The 19,783-nt window shown below is 50.1% G+C and carries 17 protein-coding genes; 15 read left to right on the top strand and 2 right to left on the bottom strand.

Going from position 1 to position 19,783, the window contains the following annotated elements:
• The 9 genes from BM344_RS02690 (at position 1) to BM344_RS02650 (ending at position 10,377) form a co-directional block, all read left to right on the top strand.
• On the top strand, positions 1–1,524 hold the full coding sequence (locus BM344_RS02690; protein WP_091985710.1) for an XrtA system polysaccharide chain length determinant: 1,524 nt from the start codon (positions 1–3) through the stop codon (positions 1,522–1,524).
• Positions 1,524–2,423 carry a P-loop NTPase family protein gene (locus tag BM344_RS02685; protein WP_228143535.1) on the top strand — a complete coding sequence of 300 codons (900 nt, stop codon included), beginning with the start codon at positions 1,524–1,526 and terminating at the stop codon, positions 2,421–2,423. The genes BM344_RS02690 and BM344_RS02685 overlap by 1 nt, the downstream gene beginning before the upstream one ends.
• Entirely contained in the window at positions 2,416–3,708 is a 1,293-nt protein-coding gene (locus BM344_RS02680; protein WP_228143534.1) for a hypothetical protein, read from the top strand. Before BM344_RS02685 ends, BM344_RS02680 begins: the two co-directional genes overlap by 8 nt.
• Positions 3,709–3,730: 22 nt before the next feature.
• The gene (locus BM344_RS02675) at positions 3,731–4,636 is read left to right on the top strand and encodes an XrtA system polysaccharide deacetylase (RefSeq protein WP_091985705.1); all 906 of its coding nucleotides are present in this window, start codon (positions 3,731–3,733) and stop codon (positions 4,634–4,636) included.
• Positions 4,636–5,790 carry a glycosyltransferase family 2 protein gene (locus BM344_RS02670; protein ID WP_228143533.1) on the top strand — a complete coding sequence of 385 codons (1,155 nt, stop codon included), beginning with the start codon at positions 4,636–4,638 and terminating at the stop codon, positions 5,788–5,790. Before BM344_RS02675 ends, BM344_RS02670 begins: the two co-directional genes overlap by 1 nt.
• Positions 5,791–5,838: 48 nt before the next feature.
• A complete protein-coding gene (locus BM344_RS02665) occupies positions 5,839–6,981 on the top strand; it encodes an acyltransferase family protein (protein WP_091985701.1) in 1,143 nt (380 codons plus the stop codon).
• The gene (locus BM344_RS02660; RefSeq protein WP_091985698.1) at positions 6,968–8,083 is read left to right on the top strand and encodes a glycosyltransferase; all 1,116 of its coding nucleotides are present in this window, start codon (positions 6,968–6,970) and stop codon (positions 8,081–8,083) included. Before BM344_RS02665 ends, BM344_RS02660 begins: the two co-directional genes overlap by 14 nt.
• 128 nt (positions 8,084–8,211) lie before the next feature.
• Positions 8,212–9,387, top strand: a complete 1,176-nt coding sequence (locus BM344_RS02655) for a phenylacetate--CoA ligase family protein (protein ID WP_139229620.1) — start codon at positions 8,212–8,214, stop codon at positions 9,385–9,387.
• 18 nt (positions 9,388–9,405) lie between these two features.
• Complete coding sequence (locus BM344_RS02650) at positions 9,406–10,377, top strand: glycosyltransferase (RefSeq protein WP_167363204.1); 972 nt, start codon at positions 9,406–9,408, stop codon at positions 10,375–10,377.
• Between the two features lie 33 nt (positions 10,378–10,410).
• Here BM344_RS02650 and BM344_RS17490 read toward each other — a convergent pair whose 3' ends face one another.
• Together BM344_RS17490 and BM344_RS17485 are read right to left on the bottom strand one after the other, a co-directional pair.
• Positions 10,411–11,787 (bottom strand): hypothetical protein, encoded by a 1,377-nt coding sequence (locus BM344_RS17490; protein WP_139229618.1) that lies wholly within the window; start codon positions 11,785–11,787, stop codon positions 10,411–10,413.
• A 132-nt stretch (positions 11,788–11,919) separates the two neighbouring features.
• On the bottom strand, positions 11,920–12,534 hold the full coding sequence (locus BM344_RS17485) for a hypothetical protein (RefSeq protein ID WP_139229617.1): 615 nt from the start codon (positions 12,532–12,534) through the stop codon (positions 11,920–11,922).
• A gap of 158 nt (positions 12,535–12,692) precedes the next feature.
• On the opposite strand from BM344_RS17485, the gene BM344_RS02640 reads away from it, so the two are divergent.
• The 6 genes from BM344_RS02640 to BM344_RS02615 all read left to right on the top strand — a co-directional run bounded on the left by BM344_RS02640 (position 12,693) and on the right by BM344_RS02615 (position 19,783).
• A complete protein-coding gene (locus BM344_RS02640; protein ID WP_228143532.1) occupies positions 12,693–13,589 on the top strand; it encodes a glycosyltransferase family 2 protein in 897 nt (298 codons plus the stop codon).
• A 25-nt stretch (positions 13,590–13,614) separates the two neighbouring features.
• Positions 13,615–14,769, top strand: coding sequence for a glycosyltransferase (locus BM344_RS02635; RefSeq protein ID WP_091985688.1), 1,155 nt, complete (start codon positions 13,615–13,617; stop codon positions 14,767–14,769).
• A gap of 3 nt (positions 14,770–14,772) precedes the next feature.
• Entirely contained in the window at positions 14,773–15,786 is a 1,014-nt protein-coding gene (locus BM344_RS02630; RefSeq protein WP_091990714.1) for a polysaccharide deacetylase family protein, read from the top strand.
• A gap of 118 nt (positions 15,787–15,904) precedes the next feature.
• Positions 15,905–17,146, top strand: a complete 1,242-nt coding sequence (locus BM344_RS02625; RefSeq protein WP_228143531.1) for an O-antigen ligase family protein — start codon at positions 15,905–15,907, stop codon at positions 17,144–17,146.
• Positions 17,143–18,282 (top strand): glycosyltransferase family 4 protein, encoded by a 1,140-nt coding sequence (locus tag BM344_RS02620; protein ID WP_091985684.1) that lies wholly within the window; start codon positions 17,143–17,145, stop codon positions 18,280–18,282. The genes BM344_RS02625 and BM344_RS02620 overlap by 4 nt, the downstream gene beginning before the upstream one ends.
• Positions 18,272–19,783: an oligosaccharide flippase family protein gene (locus tag BM344_RS02615; RefSeq protein ID WP_091985681.1), complete on the top strand. Its 1,512-nt coding sequence runs from the start codon at positions 18,272–18,274 to the stop codon at positions 19,781–19,783. Before BM344_RS02620 ends, BM344_RS02615 begins: the two co-directional genes overlap by 11 nt.

The raw sequence follows: 19,783 nt of genomic DNA, 5'->3' as shown, positions 1-19,783 counted from the left end.
ATGGCCTTACCTCTTTCGCAACTTCCCGGCGAAATAGTGAGGGAAGTGAGAAACCATAAGTGGATGGCTCTGTTGCTTTTCCTGGTGGTGAGCTTCGCGGTGCTGGCTGCGGGTTTTGTGTGGCCTTACAAGTACCAGTCGGATGTCATTATCTTTGTCGACGACCGGAACATCATAGGCCCGCTGATGGAAGGGCGGGCCGTTACCACCGAAATTAACGACCGCACTTCCGCCGCCCGTGAGCTTTTGCTCAGCAGAAGCATTGTTGAAAAGCTGGCAACCGATGACAGTGTTTTCCCGAACGCAGCCATGACCCCGGAAGCCGTTGAGAACAGGATTCTGGATATCCGCTCCGGCATCTCTGTAAGACCCAGGGGCGACAGCTATTTCAGCATTGGCTACTCGGCGACCTCCCAGATGGAGGCATTTCGCGCCGCCCAGCGGCTCGGCCAGCTGTTCATCGAAGAATCGAAGGAGCGCAAGCGTACGGAAAGCAGAAGCGCCTACGATTTTATCGACAAGCAGGTCAAAAGCTACGAGAAACAACTGGCCGAGGCCGAGGCCCGATTAAAGCAATTTCTTTCCGAAAATACCGATGGCACCGAGCAGGAGGCCAACGCCAGGATGGCGCAACTGAGAAGCCAGCTGGAGCTGGCGGAGCTGGAAAAGGAAGAGCTGCAGACTCGCGTTCGTTCCCTGCAGCAGCAACTGGCGGGCATTCAGCCAACCCTCCGGCAGGGAAAAACCGAAGATGCCTACAGGGAACGCATCAGGACCCTGGAAGAAAGACTGGATTCTCTCAGGCTCCAGTATCACGACAGTTATCCGGATATCGTGATCCTGCGTGAACAGCTTGCCGAACTTCGCAAACAGCGAGACCAGGCCGCTGAAGCGCAGGAGAGTGGCAATGTCGTCAGCGTTGAGGGTGAGGAAACCGTTAATCCGCTTCATCAGGAGCTGAGCGCAGCCCTTTCGAAGGCCCGGGCCGATGTGGCAACCGTGGATACCCGCATCGAATCCCTTCAGCGGCTGTTGCGACAGCAGGCACAACGGATGGAACGAATACAGGCCAACAAGGCCCAGTATTCTGAACTGACCCGTGACATGGAAGTAAACCGCGAGATCTACGACGACCTCCTCAAGCGTCGCGAGAAAGCCCGGGTTTCCATGCATCTGGACATTGAGGGCCAGGGCCTGAACTACCGCATCAATGAAACGGCGCAGTTCCCTCGCACCCCCACCGGTCCGAAATTCTCCATGTTTGCCGTGGCAGGGCTGCTTATGGGCATTGCCGCGCCGTTCGGAGCGCTCGCTGGCCTGTTGCAGATCGATCCGCGTATCCGGGCAAGGAGCCAGTTGGAAGAGGGTATTGGCCTGCCGGTGCTGGCGGAGATTCCCCAGGTACGGACACCGTATGAGAAGCGCAGACATCGTAAAGCGACTGTCCTGATTGCCGTCCTGGCCGCTTTGGCCGCAAGCGCCTACGTCACCATCGTTGTGCTGGCGGAATTGGGAGCAATTTGATGTCCGATTGGCAACGCAGTCAGCCCGGATCAGGGGAGAAGGAGTCCTTGGAACAGGATCAGCAAAGGGAGCGCGCCGGCGTTTCAGAAGAGCACGCCTATTTTCTTGAGCGGAAGGAACGCCTGAAGAGGGAGCTGGGGCACACCGACTCGGATGATTCCCGCATGCTGGTGCCCAGCTCACTGGAGCTCGGGCCCGGCGCCGTTGACAAGTACGTGATCAGCAAGCAGATCGTCCGCATGCAGGAGCCCCGAAGGCTCACGCCGGATGACCTCGAGGAACGTCGCATCATCTACCCGGAATCCCCCAACCGGGCACTTGTTAACAAGTTCAGGGATCTGCGCACAAAACTGCTTGAGCTTTCCGGTGGCAACAACTTCACCATGGTGGTCAGTGGTGCCGGTGAGGGGGCAGGCTCTTCCTTCGTTGCCCTGAACCTGGCCGCGGCTTTTGCCTTCGATCAGTCAAAAACCGCGTTGATTATTGACTGTAACCTCCGTGAGCCCTCGCTTCACAGCGTGCTGGACATTATTCCTGATCAGGGGCTTACAGATTTTCTGGACGATCCCGACTACGACATCGCCAGAATTCTCTACCCAACAGGCATTCCAAGGTTACGCCTGATTCCGGCTGGTAGCCGGCGGGAAACGCCGTCGGAGTTCTTTACATCGTTTCGAATGAAACAATTCATCCAGGCCGTGCGCAAGCGTTACCCGGACCGCTTCATTGTTCTGGATACCGCGCCGATTTCAGACTCGCCCGACGCCCGCATTCTCACCGAACTCTGTGATTATGGCCTGCTGGTTATCCCACACGGCAAGATTACGCCAGCAGCGGCGGAGCAGGCGGCCACGGCCTTCAATCCGGACAAGTTCGTGGGAGCGATCATCAATGGCTAGCCATGGATGGATAAGACGCGGAACGGCAGGCCCGGCCGGGGCGATGCTGGCCGCAGTGGCGCTGCAGGTGCCAGTGCCTGCGGTAATGGCGCAATCGGAGATTGTCTACGGATTGGACACCCGCTTCACCGACAACGCCCGGAAGGCAAGCACCAACGAATCCAGCGATCTGGAAACCCGCACCTACCTGACTGCCGGCTATCAAACCGACCCGGGCCGCTGCAATGCCGATTTTCTTGGCACCCTCGGCTACTCCTGGTGGCAGGACGATACCTTCGACAGCGAGACCTTCGCTGAAATGGATTTCCAGGGTAATTGTGAGCTGGCCAACCGGCTGTACTGGGAGGCTGCCAACCAGTTACGGGAAGTCACCCAGGATACCCGCCAGAGCAACACGCCCAACAACCGTACCCGTAAAAATGTCTTCAGCACCGGCCCCCGGTATCTCTGGCAACTGAACGACACCAACTGGTTCAACGTCTCTGCCCGGTACGAAAACACCGAGTACGAGGAGCCGGAGGAAACCGACAGCGAGCGATACACTGGCTCCATAGCGTGGGATCATCTGTTCAGCTCCACCTTCACGGGCGGTGTCAGCCTGGCCCATAGCCAGACAGAGTTTGATTACGGCGCTGAAGTAGACGTAAGCAGCGCCCGGCTCACGTTCCAGAACCGATGGGCAACGACCTCCCTTTCCGGCGCCGTGGGTGTTAGCGAGATCGAAACCGATTACGCGAACACCAATCAATCAAGCGACGGATTAGTGGGTGAGCTCAAACTCACCCGCGCGATCAATCCCACCACCGAGTGGTATGCGAACGCCTCCAGGGAGCTGACAGACCGCACCTCAACGCTGGATCTGCGGTTCGGTGAGTTTGAGTACAACCTGCGGGAGAGCATCACCGTGGAGAACACGGTGCTCTCAACAGGCATGAACAAACGGTTCTCCGATTCGTCGGCGTTGAATGTGGACCTTTACGCCTACCGCACGGATTATCTGGATACCGAAGAGACAGAAGACAAGATTGGCTTCAACGTACGTTACTCAAGGCAAGTGGCAGAGCTGACCACGGGTTTCATTTCCCTGGGCTTCGACCAGCTGAGCTACGAGAGTGACGACACCGAAGATGAAGTGGCGCGGCTTTTGATTGGTGCGGAGCACCAGGCCACGCGGGATTTGAGCCTGTTGGCCCGAATTGGGCACGACACCAAGTCCAGCGATGTGGCCAGCCGGGAGTATGATGAGAATTGGGTGCTGGTAGGGCTGGAATACCGACTGCGCTGATTGACACAGGAAGTGTGGGGCAATGGCTGAGAAAGAACGCATACCGAATGCACTGACCATAGATGTGGAAGATTACTTCCAGGTGGCTGCCCTGGCAGAAGCCGTTCGGTACGACGACTGGTCTTCAATGGAGTACAGAGTAGAAGCCAATACCGACCGGATTCTGGGACTCTTTGATCAGGCGGGCGTGAAGGCCACGTTTTTTACCCTCGGCTGGGTGGCAGAACGCTCGCCCCAGTTGGTGAAAAGAATTGCCCAGGCGGGTCACGAAGTGGCCAGCCATGGTTACAGCCATCAGTTGATCTACAACCAGACACCGGACGTTTTTGCCGAAGAAACCCGTCGATCGAAGGGCATTCTCGAAGACATACTTGGCACTTCGGTGACCGGGTACCGGGCAGCCAGCTACTCAATCACCAATCAGTCCCGCTGGGCGCTGGATATCCTGGCCGAACAGGGTTTCACCTGGGATTCCTCGATATTCCCCGTTCGCCATGATCGCTATGGCATGCCAGGAACCCCCAGATGGCCCCATAGGCTCACCACCGATAAAGGGTATGAGCTTGCGGAATTCCCACTGAGCACGCTGAAACTGCCGGGCTACACATTGCCCATCGCCGGTGGCGGTTATTTCCGCCTCTTCCCGTACTGGTTCAGCCGTTACGGCCTGGGTTCGATCAATCGCCAGGGCCGCCCGTTTGTTTTCTACCTTCATCCGTGGGAGGTAGACCCGGACCAGCCACGACTGGACGTGAAGTGGCTCTCTCGCTTCCGTCATTACAACAATCTGGACGTGTGTGAGGAGCGCCTTGCTCGATTACTCTCCGATTTCAGGTTCACCACCATGAGTCAGGTGCTGGAGAGTGAAGGGCTGCTGGCGCCAGATCCGGACCATGCAAACACCCGTTCTGTCGCAGGAATGGCATGATGGTCGGACTGTTTTGGCTGTCATTTCTGTTGTTGGCCTACATTTACTTTGGTTACCCCCTCTGCATAAAAGTACTGGCGGCAGCCCGGCCTTCGCCCGTGAAAAAACATGGGGGGTACCAGCCCCGGGTGTCCATCCTCATTGCGGCCTACAACGAGGCCAGGGACATAGAGGCTACCTTGAACAACAAGCTGGCACTCGAATACCCCACCGAGCTGCTCGAGATTCTTGTGGTTTCCGACGAGTCGGACGATGGCACGGATGAGATTGTGAATTCGGTGGCCGCAAAGACGTCGTGTTCCGTGCGCCTGTTTCGCCAGGTACCCCGACAAGGCAAGACAGCCGGCCTCAACATGCTCAAGGAGCACGCCAATGGCGACATCCTTGCTTTCTCCGATGCCAACTCGGAATGGGAAAAGGGCGCCCTCAGGGCCCTGGTGAGCAATTTCAACGATCCCTCAGTGGGCTACGTTACCGGCAAAATGGTGTATGTGAACCCGGACGGTTCGCTGCTTGGCGATGGGTGTAGCGCCTACATGAAATACGAGAACTGGCTCAGAAGCCAGGAAACCCTCGCCGGGTCGGTGGTCGGTGTTGATGGCGGTATTGATGCCATGCGCAAAGACCTCTACCAGAGCCTGCGGCCAGACCAGCTGCCGGACTTTGTACAGCCATTAAAAGTTGTGGAGCAGGGGTACCGCGTGGTCTACGAGCCGCAGGCACTTCTGAAAGAAGAAGCACTGAGTGACGGTGGCAGCGAGTTCAGCATGCGGGTAAGAGTCAGTCTGAGGGCCTTTTGGGCGTTGAAGGACATGAAGCACTTGATGAACCCTGCAAGAGATCCGCTGTTTGCCTGGCAATTGGTGTCTCACAAACTTCTCCGCTACGCGGCTTTTGTACCGATGCTGACGCTCGCCATTGCCGCGCTATACCTCGCACCGGTGAAGGGACTTTATCTGGTGGCGGCTATTGGGTATGGCCTATTCCTTTATCTCGCGTGGAGTGGGCACAAAAAAGAAAGCAGAGGCGAATCGCTCTCCACCCTTTACGCCCTGCCGTACTACTTTGTGTTACTCAACCTTGCTTCCTTCCGGGCCTGTGTTGCCTTTTTTAAGGGAGAGAAGAAGGTGGTTTGGAATCCAAGGAAGGGGTGATGAACGGTTATAACTCGTTTTTAATTAGGCGACGGCAAAAAACCGGTCATGGCAGATAATCAGCCGAGGCTTGCGCATCTGCTACAGCAACGCCAGTTGCCGGGCCTGGACGGCTTTCGCATGGTCGCTGTTGCTTCTGTGGTGTTTTATCACGCAGGTATCGAAGTTTTCTTTTCTGCCCGGCACGGCGTCGCCGGCTTTTTCGTGCTTAGTGGGTTCCTGATCACCTGGTTGCTAATTAAAGAACACGCTCTGACCGGACGGGTGTCCTTACGTGACTTTTACCTGCGCCGTTCACTGCGCATTTTTCCAGCCTATTACGTCTTCGTGTTCGTCACGCTATCTTGGGACTTCATGCGAGGTGACCCCCACGCCAAAGAAGTGCTGTGGCCAAGTCTTACCTACCTAATGAATTACTACAACGCGATAGAAGGCCATCCCTCCTCGTCGGTTGCGCACTTGTGGTCTCTTGCCATAGAGGAACAGTTTTACCTGTTATGGCCCATTCTCTTTATCGTCTTATTGAGAGCGGGTAGGGCGTGGGCGATAAAATGCCTCGTTGTACTAGCGGTGTTGGTGATGATTTGGCGTAGCGTCGTGGTCAGCGTACTCGATTGGGGCAACTCCTGGGCCTACAACGCCTTTGACACCCGCTTCGATAACCTTGCTATTGGCTGCCTGATGGCCTTCCTCTTGGAAAGGGAGCGCGTACAGCGAGTGGCGGAGACTGTTTCTAGTCAGCCCTGGATGCCTCTGGTCACATTGGCTTTTCTAGGTCTATCCCGTTCGGTCGCCAACTACCATTATGAGTATGGCCCGGCATTTACCATAGATGCAATTCTGCTGGCAGTGTTGTTGGTGCAACTGATCCTGCTGTCTCAAGGGAAGGTGTTTGGATGGCTGAACCACCGGGTTGTGGTCTACCTGGGACTTTTGTCATACCCCATTTATCTCTGGCATGTACGCGGGCTAGAGGCTGGCCTTAAACTTAACATGTTGCCGGAAGCGCTCCAGGTGGTAGCGGGCGTTGCAATCGGTTTAATGATGGCGGCCGCCTCCTATCACCTTTTGGAAACTCCGTTTCTTCGACTTAAGCGCCACTACCAACACCGTGATAAACCGGGCCCAGAAATCGCCACCACCAAAATTCTAGGGAATAAAGCTCCGGAAAGCGCCAATGACAGATATTAAGGTGCTGCATCTTATTGACAGCGGCGGGCTCTATGGCGCCGAGAAAATGCTGCTTACACTCGTTGCTGAGCAGATCAAACTGGGCATCGAACCAGTGATACTAAGTGCTGGTGAGCTAGGCACTAAAGAGAAGGCTTTGGAACTAGAAGCAAGAAAGCTTGACTTGCCAATCGTCGTATGGCGATTGGAACCGGGTTTAAATTTCAAACAGGCGCTTACGATTGCGAGATGGGCCAGAAAGGAACGCTTCCATGTTCTGCATTCTCATGGCTATAAATTCAATATCTTGTTAGGAATCTTGCCTCGGGGGTTACGACAGCTCCCTTTGGTGACAACGGTACATGGTTATGTGCACGCTCGTCGGTGGAGCAAAATGTGGGTGTACGAGCTCGTAGACCAGTTTGTACTGCGCCGATTAGATAAGGTTTGCCTTGTGAGTGGACACATGAGAAACCTAAAGGGTTTAGCTCGTGTTTCTTACAGTAAAACAGCCATCGTAGAGAACGGGCTAGGTCCGAGCAGAGCATTGCACGCGCCCTCTGGAACGTTGCCGACGCGCTTCGACGCATCTTTTAAAATCTTGGTTGTAGGTAGATTATCGCCGGAAAAGAATATAGCTCTCCTAATAAGAGCATTAGCAAACTGTAGAGTTGCTAATGCAGCGATTGAGGTTTTTATTGTGGGAGAGGGCCATTTAAGAACACACTTGGAACGGCTTGCCAAAGGGCTGGAGTGCGAACACAAAGTTCACTTCCTAGGCTATCGAAGTGACGTCCCGGATTTAATGAAAAGCGCTGATCTGTTGGTTATACCCTCTCTAACTGAAGGTCTGCCGATAACTTTATTAGAGGCTATGCGTTCAGGCTTGCCGATAGCTGCGAGCGCCGTGGGAGGCATTCCTGAAGCGTTAGATCACGGACGGGCGGGTTATCTTTTTAATCCCAATTCAGAAGATGAACTAGTTAATGCTCTCGATCATTTTGTAACAGGAAAAATTAACCGAGCGCAAACTGCAGAATTAGCAGAGCAGCGATTTCGAGAAATTTATACTGGTGAGTTGATGGCAAAGAAATACTTGAGTATATATTCAGAAGTAATTTGAAGTGATTTTATATAAACTAGATAAATAAGAATCTTCTCCAGGCTTCTATGAAAAATTTTACCAATTTATTTAGGTATTTTATTACACGAGTATTTTTTCGGGCTGTGGGAGTCCATCTGTCCAGCTATTTGAATTTCATTGAAGAGTTCTGGAGGCTTAATGAAGAAGAGCAAAGGGAAAAACAGCTCGAATTTTTAAATGGGCTCGGGCTAAAAGATGAATCTGGAAAAGTAATCTGCGACTTTGACAGTTTTTCGAGATTGCCAATAATGACGAAGAGCAATTTTAAGAGCCGGGGCTCTACTATTATTGAGAAATCTGCAAAAGGATCATTCATTCGAAAGACTGCGGGAACAACAAGCAGCCCGACTACGGTAGTACTGAACAAAGATGAGCTATCAAAGCTGCTCGCTGTAAGGGATTACTGCTTCAAGAACCATGGCTTTCGGCTTGGAAGTCGCGAAGCGCGTTTTTGGGGGCGCGCAACCAATGGTTTCAGGAACGACCTAAAAAACTTTCTTCTGCATCGACAAATATTTGATGCCGTCGCCGATGAACCGGAAGTATTCTTGCAGAAGCTTGCCAGGTGGAACCCTGTCTACATTTATGGCTACTCTTCCATGGTGCTCGAAGCTACTCGGATCGTTAAGGAAAACCCAGTCAAACTACCTCGATTACGCGGAATAGTGGTAACAGCTGAAGCGATTATGCCGCCCCAAAAGGCGTACATAGAAAGTACCTTTGCAGTTCCAGTAATAGAAGAGTACGGGTCAACCGAGTTTGATGTTATAGCTTTCGAGTGCCGACGTAGACACCGCCATCTGGTCAATCCTTGGATTCATCTAGAGCGTGAGAGCGAAGAGCTTCTTGTTTCGGATTTGAGTCGTTGTTCCCAGCCACTTATCAGGTACAGCATTGGGGATGTTGCGGAGATATATCATTCGGAATGCGGGGCATTCGGTAGCTTCAAGTGTGTAGGCGAGATAAAAGGGCGAACTATAAATCAGATAGCCTATGGAGCAGATGGGAAGCGATTTCATGCAGTAATTTTCAGTAGAGCACTTGAACACTATATGGTCCGTGTTGACAAAGTATTCTCGTTCCGTTTTGTACAGAATGAAGTTGGAGTATTTCATATGAACATAAATGGATGTGACGAGGCGGAAGAAAATAGAATTAAAGCATTTGTCATAGACTTTGTTCTTTCTGAGCTTGGTGTCCCTATAGAAATTGAGCTTTCAAATACGGAGAAAGTTGACGGAAAAAAGCCCTATTTTGAACAGCAGTTGGAAGAAATACACTAAATTTTGATGGTAAAAGGAATGGAAACTGAAGAATATCCATTTGTCTCGATTGTCATCCCCGCCTATAACGAAGGAGATCATATAGGGAAGTGCTTGGCGGCGCTAATTTCCCAGAACTATCCCGATGACAGGTACGAGATTATTGTTGTTGATAATGGCTCATCTGATAACACTGTGGCAGAGGCTCAGCGTTTCGATGTAAGGGTTTTGTCGAAACCAGCCGTTAAGGTTGGTGCAGTTCGAAATTTTGGAGTTGCACACTCCAGAGGAGATATCCTAGCGTTTATTGATTCCGACTGTATAGCTCAGCCAAACTGGCTCAGTGCTGGTGTATCTGCATTGAAAAAGGAGAATGTCGGTGCTGTGGGGGGTGGCTGTTTGTTAAGGGAAGAGCCTTCGTGGATTGAGAAAGGATGGAAACTAGGAAAAGAGGGTAGTGATGAGCAAGTTACAAGTCTTGCCGGTGGCAGCTTTTTGGTAAAGGCGAATTTGTTCCGAAAGCTCAATGGATTTGACGAGTCGATTAATGCTGGCGAAGATACGAAGCTTTCCCGCGATATCGCCAGCCTAGGATACAGGTTGCTATTTCTAAAAGAGTGCTTTGTCGTCCACTTAGGGTACCCTACTACGATCAAAGGATTTTTCAAAAGAGAGTATTGGCACTCGTCGAGTTATCTGAACTCACAGACTGGATTCAACGATCTAATGTTCTTTTCTGTTTTAGCGTTCACCTTTTCCAATATTTCCTTGTTAATTTATCTTCTATCGCAGGATCTTCTGGTGCTGTATGGCGCTGCCTTTCTTGTCATATCTCCTTTCATGTTTTTAGTAAAGAATATTAAGAAAGTCGGGATAGAGAATCTCGAATATAGACGAATACCTTCAGCAGTTTTAGTTAGTTATATTTATTATTATGGAAGGTCCTGCGGTCTGATAAATAGCTGTATTAATGTAATCGCTGATACTTTTAAGTCGAAAAAAAAGGCCTAGTTCTCTAGGCCTTTTTCTCAACATGGGTGGTTACTATTCGACCATGAGTTCAATGCTGGATGGCGGGCGTTGTACATTGCCGCAGTTTACGACGCAAAAGCCTGTTTCATTTCCCTTATTCTGTTCATCAAAAACGTACAAGTAGACTGCCTGGTTGGGATCAAGCCCGCCAAAGCGTTCTTCTACAACAATTTTGTTTTGATCCCAGTGGTTTATAAACTGAAACTCTTGATCTTTACCCATTTCCAGGTAATTTTCGCTGTTACTAAGGACAACTCTTTGAGGAGTTTTGTCAAAATAGATCTCGCCAAAATTCAGCGCTACATTGACTGTGTCCGATCCTCCAGCGGCCTCCCAACCAATATTTGAGATAGTAGGTCCAGCATAGTTCGGTTTTGAGTCAGCGATATAAAGATTATAAAACCATTTACGGTTTTGGTTATTCAAGCTGATGTAGCCATTGCCATAATCACCAGATAGGTCGATGAAAGCTTCCATTAACTGCCAGTCAGTCGTTTTGGAAACGTAAGGCACACCGTAACCCATGCCTGATGGCGTTTCGTAGGCGCGTCTCAGTTCGTTGTATGCTTCATCAAACTGAACGGAGATCCAGCGATTTGTTGACATTACAGCATGCGTACCTGCGCCCCCTACGGTCTCATAAGACCGAAAGTATTTTCCTGATAGACTTGACGCGTAGAATATTTCTGAATCAACTAATGCGGTTGCTCTACTGCTGTTTCCCGTGATCGTAGCTTTCCTGAAATGGCTTGAGGTTGTGGCAGGAGCCTCTATGTGCACGCGCCCATTTTGTTTATCGACTGAGACTATGTGTCCCTGCTTCGTGCTTCCATCTGGGGCAGCGATCGTGATCGATTCTCCTGGCGTAAACTGGTTAGAGCCTTGATTGAACTCGCCCTGTAAATCAACCAGCGCAACTTCTTTGTAAGCATTGATATCACCAGATGGCTTTATGCGCCACGATACGAAGGCTTTTTCAGAATATGGAGTATCCTCGCCCCCAAATGCGTAAGGCCAGCCAAGCCATCCATCGTTTTCGGACCTGTAGCTATGGGACAAGGCAGGCGTTCTTGCCTCATAATCGTACTTAACGCCTCCCCCGCGCGCCCAAAGGCTATCCTCCGCACCCAGGCCAGCAGGTACAGCTGAGCCTATTGCAATGCCGCTGTCTTTTTTGGTCGCTACGCCATTCTCTCGAACGTCTTCGCCGAAGACCCACAGTATCGGGGCTGGGGAGCTTTTCGTCCCGAATCCCTCACCGCTAATAGTTATGGAGCCATTGGTCACAGTTGCGGTCTCAATAGTTGGAGCTGCAACGCAATACATGAAAGGGAAAGCAGTAAAAATTGCACTAAAGAATGCATTCTTGTGAGGAGATGTAAATGACATGACGATCCTGCCTTCGAGCGACCATTTAACATCAGTTTACATCATTAGGAGCGCGTGTTTGTAAAGTTTCTTACCTTGTGACAGAGCTCAAAGCGATGCTTGGCCTGTAGCTTCCTATTTTTCGGAGCGGCTCTATGCCGATGACGATAGTCTGCATTCGATTCTAGGCGGGTACATAGAGCCCCTTATGCCTTTTAAGGCCCAGACGAAGCAAAGCCCAAGAACCAAAAGTGCCAGGGGGGCAGGTTCCGGAACTGTAGTGATTTCGGAGTGGACATGCTTGCTGTTCAATATAAAGGATGAAGATGAAGATTGCTTGAACTCGGTTAAGAACCAGGCACGGTTGATGTCGTTTGGGAAGGTGAGTATTGGGTTTTGTTCCTTGCGAATTGGTATTTCGGCAACGCCAAGCTCGAGATGATAAGTTACATTGGCGTTACCGAAAAACAAAAGAGCGGGCACGTTAGATTCCCACGAGGATATCGTTGGATTATAAGACCAGTCGGCCTTGGAAAAATTGCTCGAAACTCTGCTTCCACCAAAAAATAAGCCGTCGACCTCTAGGCTCGCGTCAATAATCGTCCAAAGGTCACTGTCCAATGTGACACTCCAATTGCTTGAACGACCGCTCAGGGTGAGCGTCCCAGCATCGAGCATGTTTGGAGTTTCAAAGCGATGTGTTATGAGCGCTGCGTCTGCGCTCCCTACCAAAAATACAAGAACAAGAAAAAGTGATACAGTCCTCATGGCCAACAGTCCTTTGTCACTTACTGTTTCACGTCACGGGTTCCAATAAAGCTAGGATACAGCCTGATGGCAGTCAGAGGAAGTGGTGTCAAGGGAGTAAGAAAGCTTTACTCCATAGTTCTAAGAGCTGGCCCGATCGATGCAAGCAAGGAGGCGGTATGGGTGAAAAGAGTATGTTGAGTGTCAGTGTCATCATCCCTGCGTTTAATCGGGAGAAATTTATATCTGAGGCTGTAGAGTCAATTCGAAGCCAAGATTACGACAATATTGAAATAATCGCCGTTGATGATGGTTCGTCAGACAGAACATACGAAATACTTAAAGGGTTTCAAGAAAACGGTAGCTTGGAATTATATTATCATCCGCGAAGAGCTAATAAGGGTCAGTCAGCTTCGATTAATTTGGGCATTTCGAATGCTTCGGGAGATGCAATTGTAATATTAGATAGCGATGATTTGCTTGAACGGGGCGCGGTTCGGCGGCATGTAGAGTTTTTGGAAAGCCATCCCGACATTGGTTTGGTATACGGCTATGGAAAAGCGATTGACGAGAAGGGGGAGCCACTGGGCTTCAATACGCTTGGGGCGGACCATGTTGAGCGTGGAGACCCGAACGGCTTATTACTCGACTGCTATATAGCTCTTCCCGGAGGCGCTATGGTCAGAAAAGACGTATATAAACGAGTTGGAGGATTCGCAGAGGAGTTCAGAGCTGGGCAGGATCACGATATGGCTTTAAGGCTTTTTGAGGAGACGAAAGTTGCCTACGTGCCGGAAGCGGCTTTTTGCTACCGAAAGCATGAGGACTCAATTAGTAACAAAGGGCTTGAGCGACGCTGGAAAACTGGGTTTGAAATTCTCGATAGAGCGAGAGGTCGATATCCATACCGCGCAGCAACCATAAGAAAACGCGCTGCAGTCCTCAACTTTCGGCTTGGACAAACATATTGGCGGCAGGGCCGCCGTTTGGAAGCCTTACCGCTCCTGTTAAAATCGGGACTGCTGGATCCAGTGAGGGCTGTTAAAGTGCTAGTCGGCCATGAATTGTCCAATTAGTGCTTGACTCCATAGAGGTAAAGTTATGTTTGACAAGGAAGTGGTCCTGTTTGTGATGGACCAGTTTGTAAATCCATATGCAGGCACGGAAAGCCAGCTTTTCAAGCTGATAAGCCACCTTCCCGCAGAGGGAATTACCCCGCGTTTACTGGTTCTTCGATCCAGTCCTTTCGTTGAAAACGGAGAAATGCCCTGTCCCGTAGATGTACTGGGCCATGCTAGCCTGAGGGACCCCCGAACCTGGCTCAGTTTTTGGCGCTATGCACGGCGCGCTAGAAAGAACGGCATCAAGGTCGCCCACGTTTTCTTTAACGATGCCTCCGTAGTCGCTCCGCCACTGTTTCGATCAACTGGTATTAGAACGATCATATCCCGGCGCGATATGGGTTACTGGTATACTCCGTTATACCTCAAGCTCCTCAGGCAAACAGGACGGTTCGTAGATCAGGTAGTGGTCAACAGCGAGGCGGTTCGCCAAGTAACCCATGACAAGGAAGGTATAGCCCTCGATCGGATACAAGTTATTTATAACGGTTATGTGCCGAAGTCTCGGGATGACTTGCCGAAGGTGGCGGAACTCGAACGCTTGCGAGAGACCATAGGAGAAGCGCCAATGGCGATGCTCGTTGCCAATCTCCGACCGATCAAAAGAATATCCGATGCGTTAGAGGCGCTGCGGGTATTGAAAGAGCAGGGCGTATTCCTTCATCTCGTGATTCTGGGTGGCGGTGATCAAAAAGTATTGAAGGAAACCGCGCAAAAATTAGGGGTGAGTGGTCAGGTGCACTTTTTGGGTCGCAGAAACGATGTCGACGCCTGCCTGGCATATGGTCACGTAGGTATTCTGTGTTCCGAATCCGAAGGATACTCAAACGCGATCGTGGAATATATGGAGGCGGGTCTTCCTGTAATCGCCTCGAATGTTGGTGGAAATCGTGAAGCGGTAGTGCACGGGAATACGGGTTGGTTGTACTCAATAGGGGATTTCGGTGAATTGGCGGATTTTTTGGGGCGGGTATGCGGGGAGCCGGAAGTAGCCAAGGAGATGGGCCGCCGGGGACGTATGCTGGCAGGCGAACGCCATAATTTACATAAAATGGTTGAGTCCCACTTAGAACTTTACGACAGGCTTTCAACGCTTGGCCGTGGGCATTTCAGTTTTTCGTCGAAGGATGTGTAAGTGATGGGGTTATCTCCTTTTGTTCGGCTTGCTGGTCAGTTCGGAGGCTATCGCCTTGCTCAATTCCTGACGGCCAGTCAGCCCCGCATTCTGATGTATCACCGTTTTTCAAAGTTTCCAGCTAAAGGACATGTGTCATCCGAAGTCTTTGAGAACCAAGTGGCTTTTATCGCAAAGCATTATAATCCCATGACCGTTTCTGAATTAGTTGCGGCATTATATGAGGGCGAAGGTACTCCAAAACATGCCGTGGCTATTACAGTCGACGATGGTTATAGAGATTTCTATGAAGTAGCTTGGCCGATTTTAAAGCGCCACGGGGTTCCTGCAACTTTTTATGTTACCACCGGGTTTGTTGACCAGCGGCTTTGGCTGTGGCCCGACCAACTTCGGTGGTTGCTTGAAAAAAGTGCTCCAAATGGAGGGTACATTAAGTTTAATGGTAGGAATGTTTTAACTAGCGGAGATTCTGGCGAGCTTGAAAAGCTTTTCGGCGAACTCGTCCAACATCTTTTAACGCTTCCTGATGCCAAAAAGCATGAGTTTATTGAGAATCTTTCGGCAAGTTGGGATGTTGACCTTCCCGAGCAGAGCCCCGAAGCTTTTCAGGCGGCGACTTGGAAACAACTTGAGGAAATGCAGGATGGTGGCATAGAAATCGGCGGCCATACTGTGACCCATCCGTCGTTGGGTAGGGTGGATTCGGAACAAGCCGAGATGGAGATTTCAGGGTGCTATCAAGAAATTAATGACCATTTGGGTTGGGCGCCTCGTTCATTTTGTTACCCCAATGGCACACCCTCTGATTTCGTAGGGGCGCATGTGCCAATCATAAAGAGGGTAGGCTTTTCAGGAGCTGTAGTAGCCTACGCAGATGCGCAGGGACAAGCGCAGCGCTATGCCTTGCGCAGGCATTCCGGCAGTGACGATATGTTCCAGTTCAATAAGGCGATTTCGGGCTTAGAGCTGCTGGGAAAACGGTTGCGAAATGAAACATTCAAGACTCTTTATGACTAGCCCAGCCACGCGGTTAAAGAGAACTGTTGGAATCCGAACTGCCTCTCAGAAACAGAGGGAAGTTAGCAGTTTCTCCTTCTGGTTGTATATGTATTTCCTGGTGGATTTCTTTCTTCACATGCCTGCCAGAGTACCTGGTTATGCCTATTTACGTCCGACTTTGTTACTGGTGTTAATCATTGGCTTCTCGCTATTTATCCAGCGACAAAAGTTTTCGGGCTGGACCAAGGAGCCAATCGTCAAGGCTTTGTTTGCTTTTCTGATCTACGCGGCGCTAGCTCTACCACTCGTTGAATACCCAGGCAGCGTTCTCAGGGCTAATCTCTCTGAATTTGTCAAAGCTATTATTTTTTTGTTTTTCACAGCACTTATTATTGATAGTGAGAGAAGATTGGTAGTATTTTTATATGTATTTGTTGGGTGCCAAGTTTTTAGAGTTCTTGAGCCACTTTATCTACACATTGTACATGGCTACTGGGGACAGAGGAATTATATTGGAGATGGCGAGTTTGCAATGCGACTATCTGGTGCGCCCTCCGACGTCGTGAATCCTAATGGATTAGGCTTTATTTTGGTAACAGCAATACCCTTCCTGCATTATCTTTTATGGCCATCAGGTATCAAGGGAAGAATTTTATATCTGATTTTGATGCCTTGTTTGCTTTATGCCCTGATTTTGACTTCATCTAGGGGAGCATTTTTAGCTCTCCTTGTCGTCGCTTTTATGATCTGGAAGGCTTCTAGCCGAAAAGTACTGCTTCTTGCACTTGGTTTGCTAGTTGGTATGGCCGGCTGGTCAATTATGGAGCCTCAGCAAAAGGATCGATATCTTTCGATTGTTGGTATGTCACAAACAAGTAACGCAGCAAGCGCTGAAGGAAGACTTAGAGGCATGCTAAATGAGTTCCAAGTGGGAATGAATAGACCTGTCGTGGGTCACGGCATTGGCACTACTGGGGAAGCGAAGTATAACTTGGGTTACGGGCGCCAAGCTGCTCATAATCTATATGCCCAATTACTCATCGAGACAGGGGTTATTGGTTTCGTTCTGTTTTTGCGTTTCTTGGTAAAGATATATAAGCAATTTAGACGAAATCAAATAGAGCTAAAAAATAATAGAGACAGAGTAGATTTGGAATTTTATCGTAAACTTAATAACGCAATGATAGCTGTGTTTTGGATGTATATAGTATACAGCACTAACTATTATGGCGTTTCTCAATATTACTGGTACCTTTTCGGTGGCGTCGCAATTGTTTATGCTCGGCTTTTGAGTAAGCGTTTGGACATTAAATCTGAGACAGAGTCAACTTCGTTATTAAGACGTAGGACCCATGGATTGGTGAGCAAGGTAGGATGAATATATTATTAACGGCCCTTCAGCCGGCTGGTGGGATAAAGACATTCTTCAGATATGTATACAGCCAGCCGTGTTTCGAAGGCTATTCTTTTACCTTGATCGCGCCGGATTCAGGGTTAAGCACGTACATTTATGATGTGTTACCTCCTGGTCGCATTACAGTAATACCTGCGAACGAGGGTAAGTTGGCTTTTATAAAGCAAGTGAGAAAGGAAGCAGAAAACTGTCGGTTTTCAATTGTACACTCTCATGGATTCTCGGCAGGAGCGCTAACTGGCGTTGCTCTTATTGGTCGGCGAATTCCCCATTTGATGACCGCGCACGATGTTTTTCTGGAGGCTCAGTTCGAGGGCGTTGTCGGTTATTTGAAGAGATGGGCATTATCGATGAGTTTTTCTAGCCTTTCTGCCATTCATGCCGTCACCAAAGATGCGCGGGAGAATTTCTTAAGTTTTTTCCCTAGCGTACCTGAGGAACGGGTGGTCGGCATTCTTCACGGGGTTGATACAAAATTTTTCAACGATGGTATCCCTCGCGAGCTCAAAGGTGAATTAGGGCTTGATCAGAACACTCCTCTGATTGGATTTTTTGGGCGTTTTATGGGGCAAAAGGGATTCCGCACGCTGGTCGATTCGCTTGAGGAGCTTAGAAAAGATTCAGCTTTGAGCGTAGTTCCTCATGTTGCAACTTTCGGTTGGGGAGGATTTATTCGAGAGGATTACGAGTATTTACGTCAAAAAGGACTAGGCGATTATTTTCACCAGATGCCCCAAACTGATGACATGCCTGCGGCTATCAAAGGTGTCGATTTAGTCGTCATGCCTTCACGTTGGGAGGCGTGTGGGTTGTTGGCAATGGAAACTCTGGCAGCAGGCACTCCAATCATCGGAACGAACTGCATTGGATTAAAGGAAGTTCTGGAGGGCTCTCCCTCCCGTCAAGTACCGGTGGGCGATGCCAGCGCACTGGCGGAGGCGATTATCCATGAATGTAACAATCTTGTAGCACGCAGGGAGGAGTTTACCGATTACGTTCCGGTAGCTGTTGAGCGATTCTCAATTCATCGCCCGGCCCAGAGTTTACGAGCACTATATGACAGCATGCTGAGCTCCCGGAGTCAGTCGCATGTTTCGTAGGCTCGTAGTTAATACTGGGTCCAACGTCTTGGTCATGATCGTGAAAATGGCGCTGACATTTATCATGACCCCGATCTTCATCCATTTCCTCGGCAACTATGATTATGGACTTTGGGAGATGGTGGCCGCAGTGTTGGGGTATATGGGCATGCTGGATCTGGGCATCAAGCCGGCTATCAGCCGATTTGCTTCCAAATACAAAGCAGAGGAAGATCAACACAGTCTGCTCACGGTGTATGCATCCACTTTGGTTTTCATGGCCGGTATCGGCCTACTGATTGCCCTGATGCTCGGAGGATGGGGGCTACTCTTCAGCAATGTGATGACTCCAGAGGGTGAGGAGCCACTTAAGTACACCATATTTTTATTGATACTGGCCGGGCAGATGTTGATAGTGTTCCCGGGGTACGTGACAGAAAGCTACTTGGAAGGCTTCCAGCGTTACAACATTAAGAACAATATCACTATCGTTAACAGCGTTATTGGCGCAACGGTTTTTGTCATCTTCGCTACTCCAGCCAACGCACTGCTCCTTTTAGCACTAGTCAACGCAGTGGGATTGGTCTTGAAGTTCCTGATCTACGGAGTACTTCTCAGGAGGCCTTCATTTGGCGGCATTGTATTCCGGCTTGCCTATTTTAATGCAACCAAGCTGCGCGAGTTGATGACATTCGGCTTCAAATCTTTTATCCAGGGCGTAGCAACAAGGGTTGAGAATGCCACGGATACCCTGGTCATCGGCGCCTTTCTCGGCCCGGCTACGGTTCCCTTCTACAGTATTCCCCAAAATCTTGTACGTTATATTCAGACACTTGGTTGGACACTTTCCCATGCGTTTATGCCGCTTTTCAGTGATCTTGCGGCACGCTCTGAGAACGACAAGATTCAAGGGATCTACCTGGTGGCAAGTAAGATAGTCGTCGGATTAGTGATGGCTATGGGCATCGGCGCTGCAATCGTTGGGACGCCGTTTCTCGCACTTTGGATTGGCACGGAGTACACCGAACAATCCGATATTATCTTGCTGCTATTGGTGAGCTTTACCGTTCTGCCGCTGATCAACCCGTTCAGCAGTCGCTACCTCACCGCTATAGGGAAGCACGGTATTTTTGCCCGTCTGATGCCGATTTCCGCGGTCGTCAACCTGGGGCTGAGTCTTCTCCTTGTTCAGCACTATGGTGTGGTGGGCGTAGCAGTAGCGTCTTTATTACCCTCACTGGTCCTTCAACCTGTGCTTCTCGTCTATTCGTGCCGACAGCTGGAAGTCTCTGTAGCTACCTATCTCCGCGAAAGTCTGTTGCCCAATGTGTTGCCCCTTTTACTGATGGGCGCGGTGACCGCCTGGATGCGTTGGAGTGTTGGTATCGATAGTTATTTGTTGTTAGTGATAACAGTTCTGCTCGCTATCGTGGTGTTTTGCTTGTCGTTTTGGTGTCTGTCATTCAATCCCCAGGAGCGCTCTTTTGTGCTTGAGCGCTCGCCGTTGAGAAGGAGTACTTGA

The organism is Marinobacter gudaonensis, assembly GCF_900115175.1.
Lineage (GTDB): Bacteria > Pseudomonadota > Gammaproteobacteria > Pseudomonadales > Oleiphilaceae > Marinobacter > Marinobacter gudaonensis.
Note: the sequence above shows the minus strand (reverse complement) of the source record. Positions and strands in the feature narration are given on the sequence as shown.

Coding starts and splice junctions, on each gene's coding strand:
- BM344_RS02685 (WP_228143535.1), top strand. CDS start 1,524: ATGTCCGATTGGCAACGCAGTCAGCCCGGATCAGGGGAGAAGGAGTCC.
- BM344_RS02670 (WP_228143533.1), top strand. CDS start 4,636: ATGGTCGGACTGTTTTGGCTGTCATTTCTGTTGTTGGCCTACATTTAC.
- BM344_RS02640 (WP_228143532.1), top strand. CDS start 12,693: ATGGGTGAAAAGAGTATGTTGAGTGTCAGTGTCATCATCCCTGCGTTT.
- BM344_RS02620 (WP_091985684.1), top strand. CDS start 17,143: ATGAATATATTATTAACGGCCCTTCAGCCGGCTGGTGGGATAAAGACA.
- BM344_RS17485 (WP_139229617.1), bottom strand. CDS start 12,534: ATGAGGACTGTATCACTTTTTCTTGTTCTTGTATTTTTGGTAGGGAGC.
- BM344_RS02625 (WP_228143531.1), top strand. CDS start 15,905: ATGCCTGCCAGAGTACCTGGTTATGCCTATTTACGTCCGACTTTGTTA.
- BM344_RS02665 (WP_091985701.1), top strand. CDS start 5,839: ATGGCAGATAATCAGCCGAGGCTTGCGCATCTGCTACAGCAACGCCAG.
- BM344_RS02690 (WP_091985710.1), top strand. CDS start 1: ATGGCCTTACCTCTTTCGCAACTTCCCGGCGAAATAGTGAGGGAAGTG.
- BM344_RS02675 (WP_091985705.1), top strand. CDS start 3,731: ATGGCTGAGAAAGAACGCATACCGAATGCACTGACCATAGATGTGGAA.
- BM344_RS02660 (WP_091985698.1), top strand. CDS start 6,968: ATGACAGATATTAAGGTGCTGCATCTTATTGACAGCGGCGGGCTCTAT.
- BM344_RS02680 (WP_228143534.1), top strand. CDS start 2,416: ATGGCTAGCCATGGATGGATAAGACGCGGAACGGCAGGCCCGGCCGGG.
- BM344_RS02630 (WP_091990714.1), top strand. CDS start 14,773: ATGGGGTTATCTCCTTTTGTTCGGCTTGCTGGTCAGTTCGGAGGCTAT.
- BM344_RS02615 (WP_091985681.1), top strand. CDS start 18,272: ATGTTTCGTAGGCTCGTAGTTAATACTGGGTCCAACGTCTTGGTCATG.
- BM344_RS02650 (WP_167363204.1), top strand. CDS start 9,406: ATGGAAACTGAAGAATATCCATTTGTCTCGATTGTCATCCCCGCCTAT.
- BM344_RS17490 (WP_139229618.1), bottom strand. CDS start 11,787: ATGTCATTTACATCTCCTCACAAGAATGCATTCTTTAGTGCAATTTTT.
- BM344_RS02635 (WP_091985688.1), top strand. CDS start 13,615: ATGTTTGACAAGGAAGTGGTCCTGTTTGTGATGGACCAGTTTGTAAAT.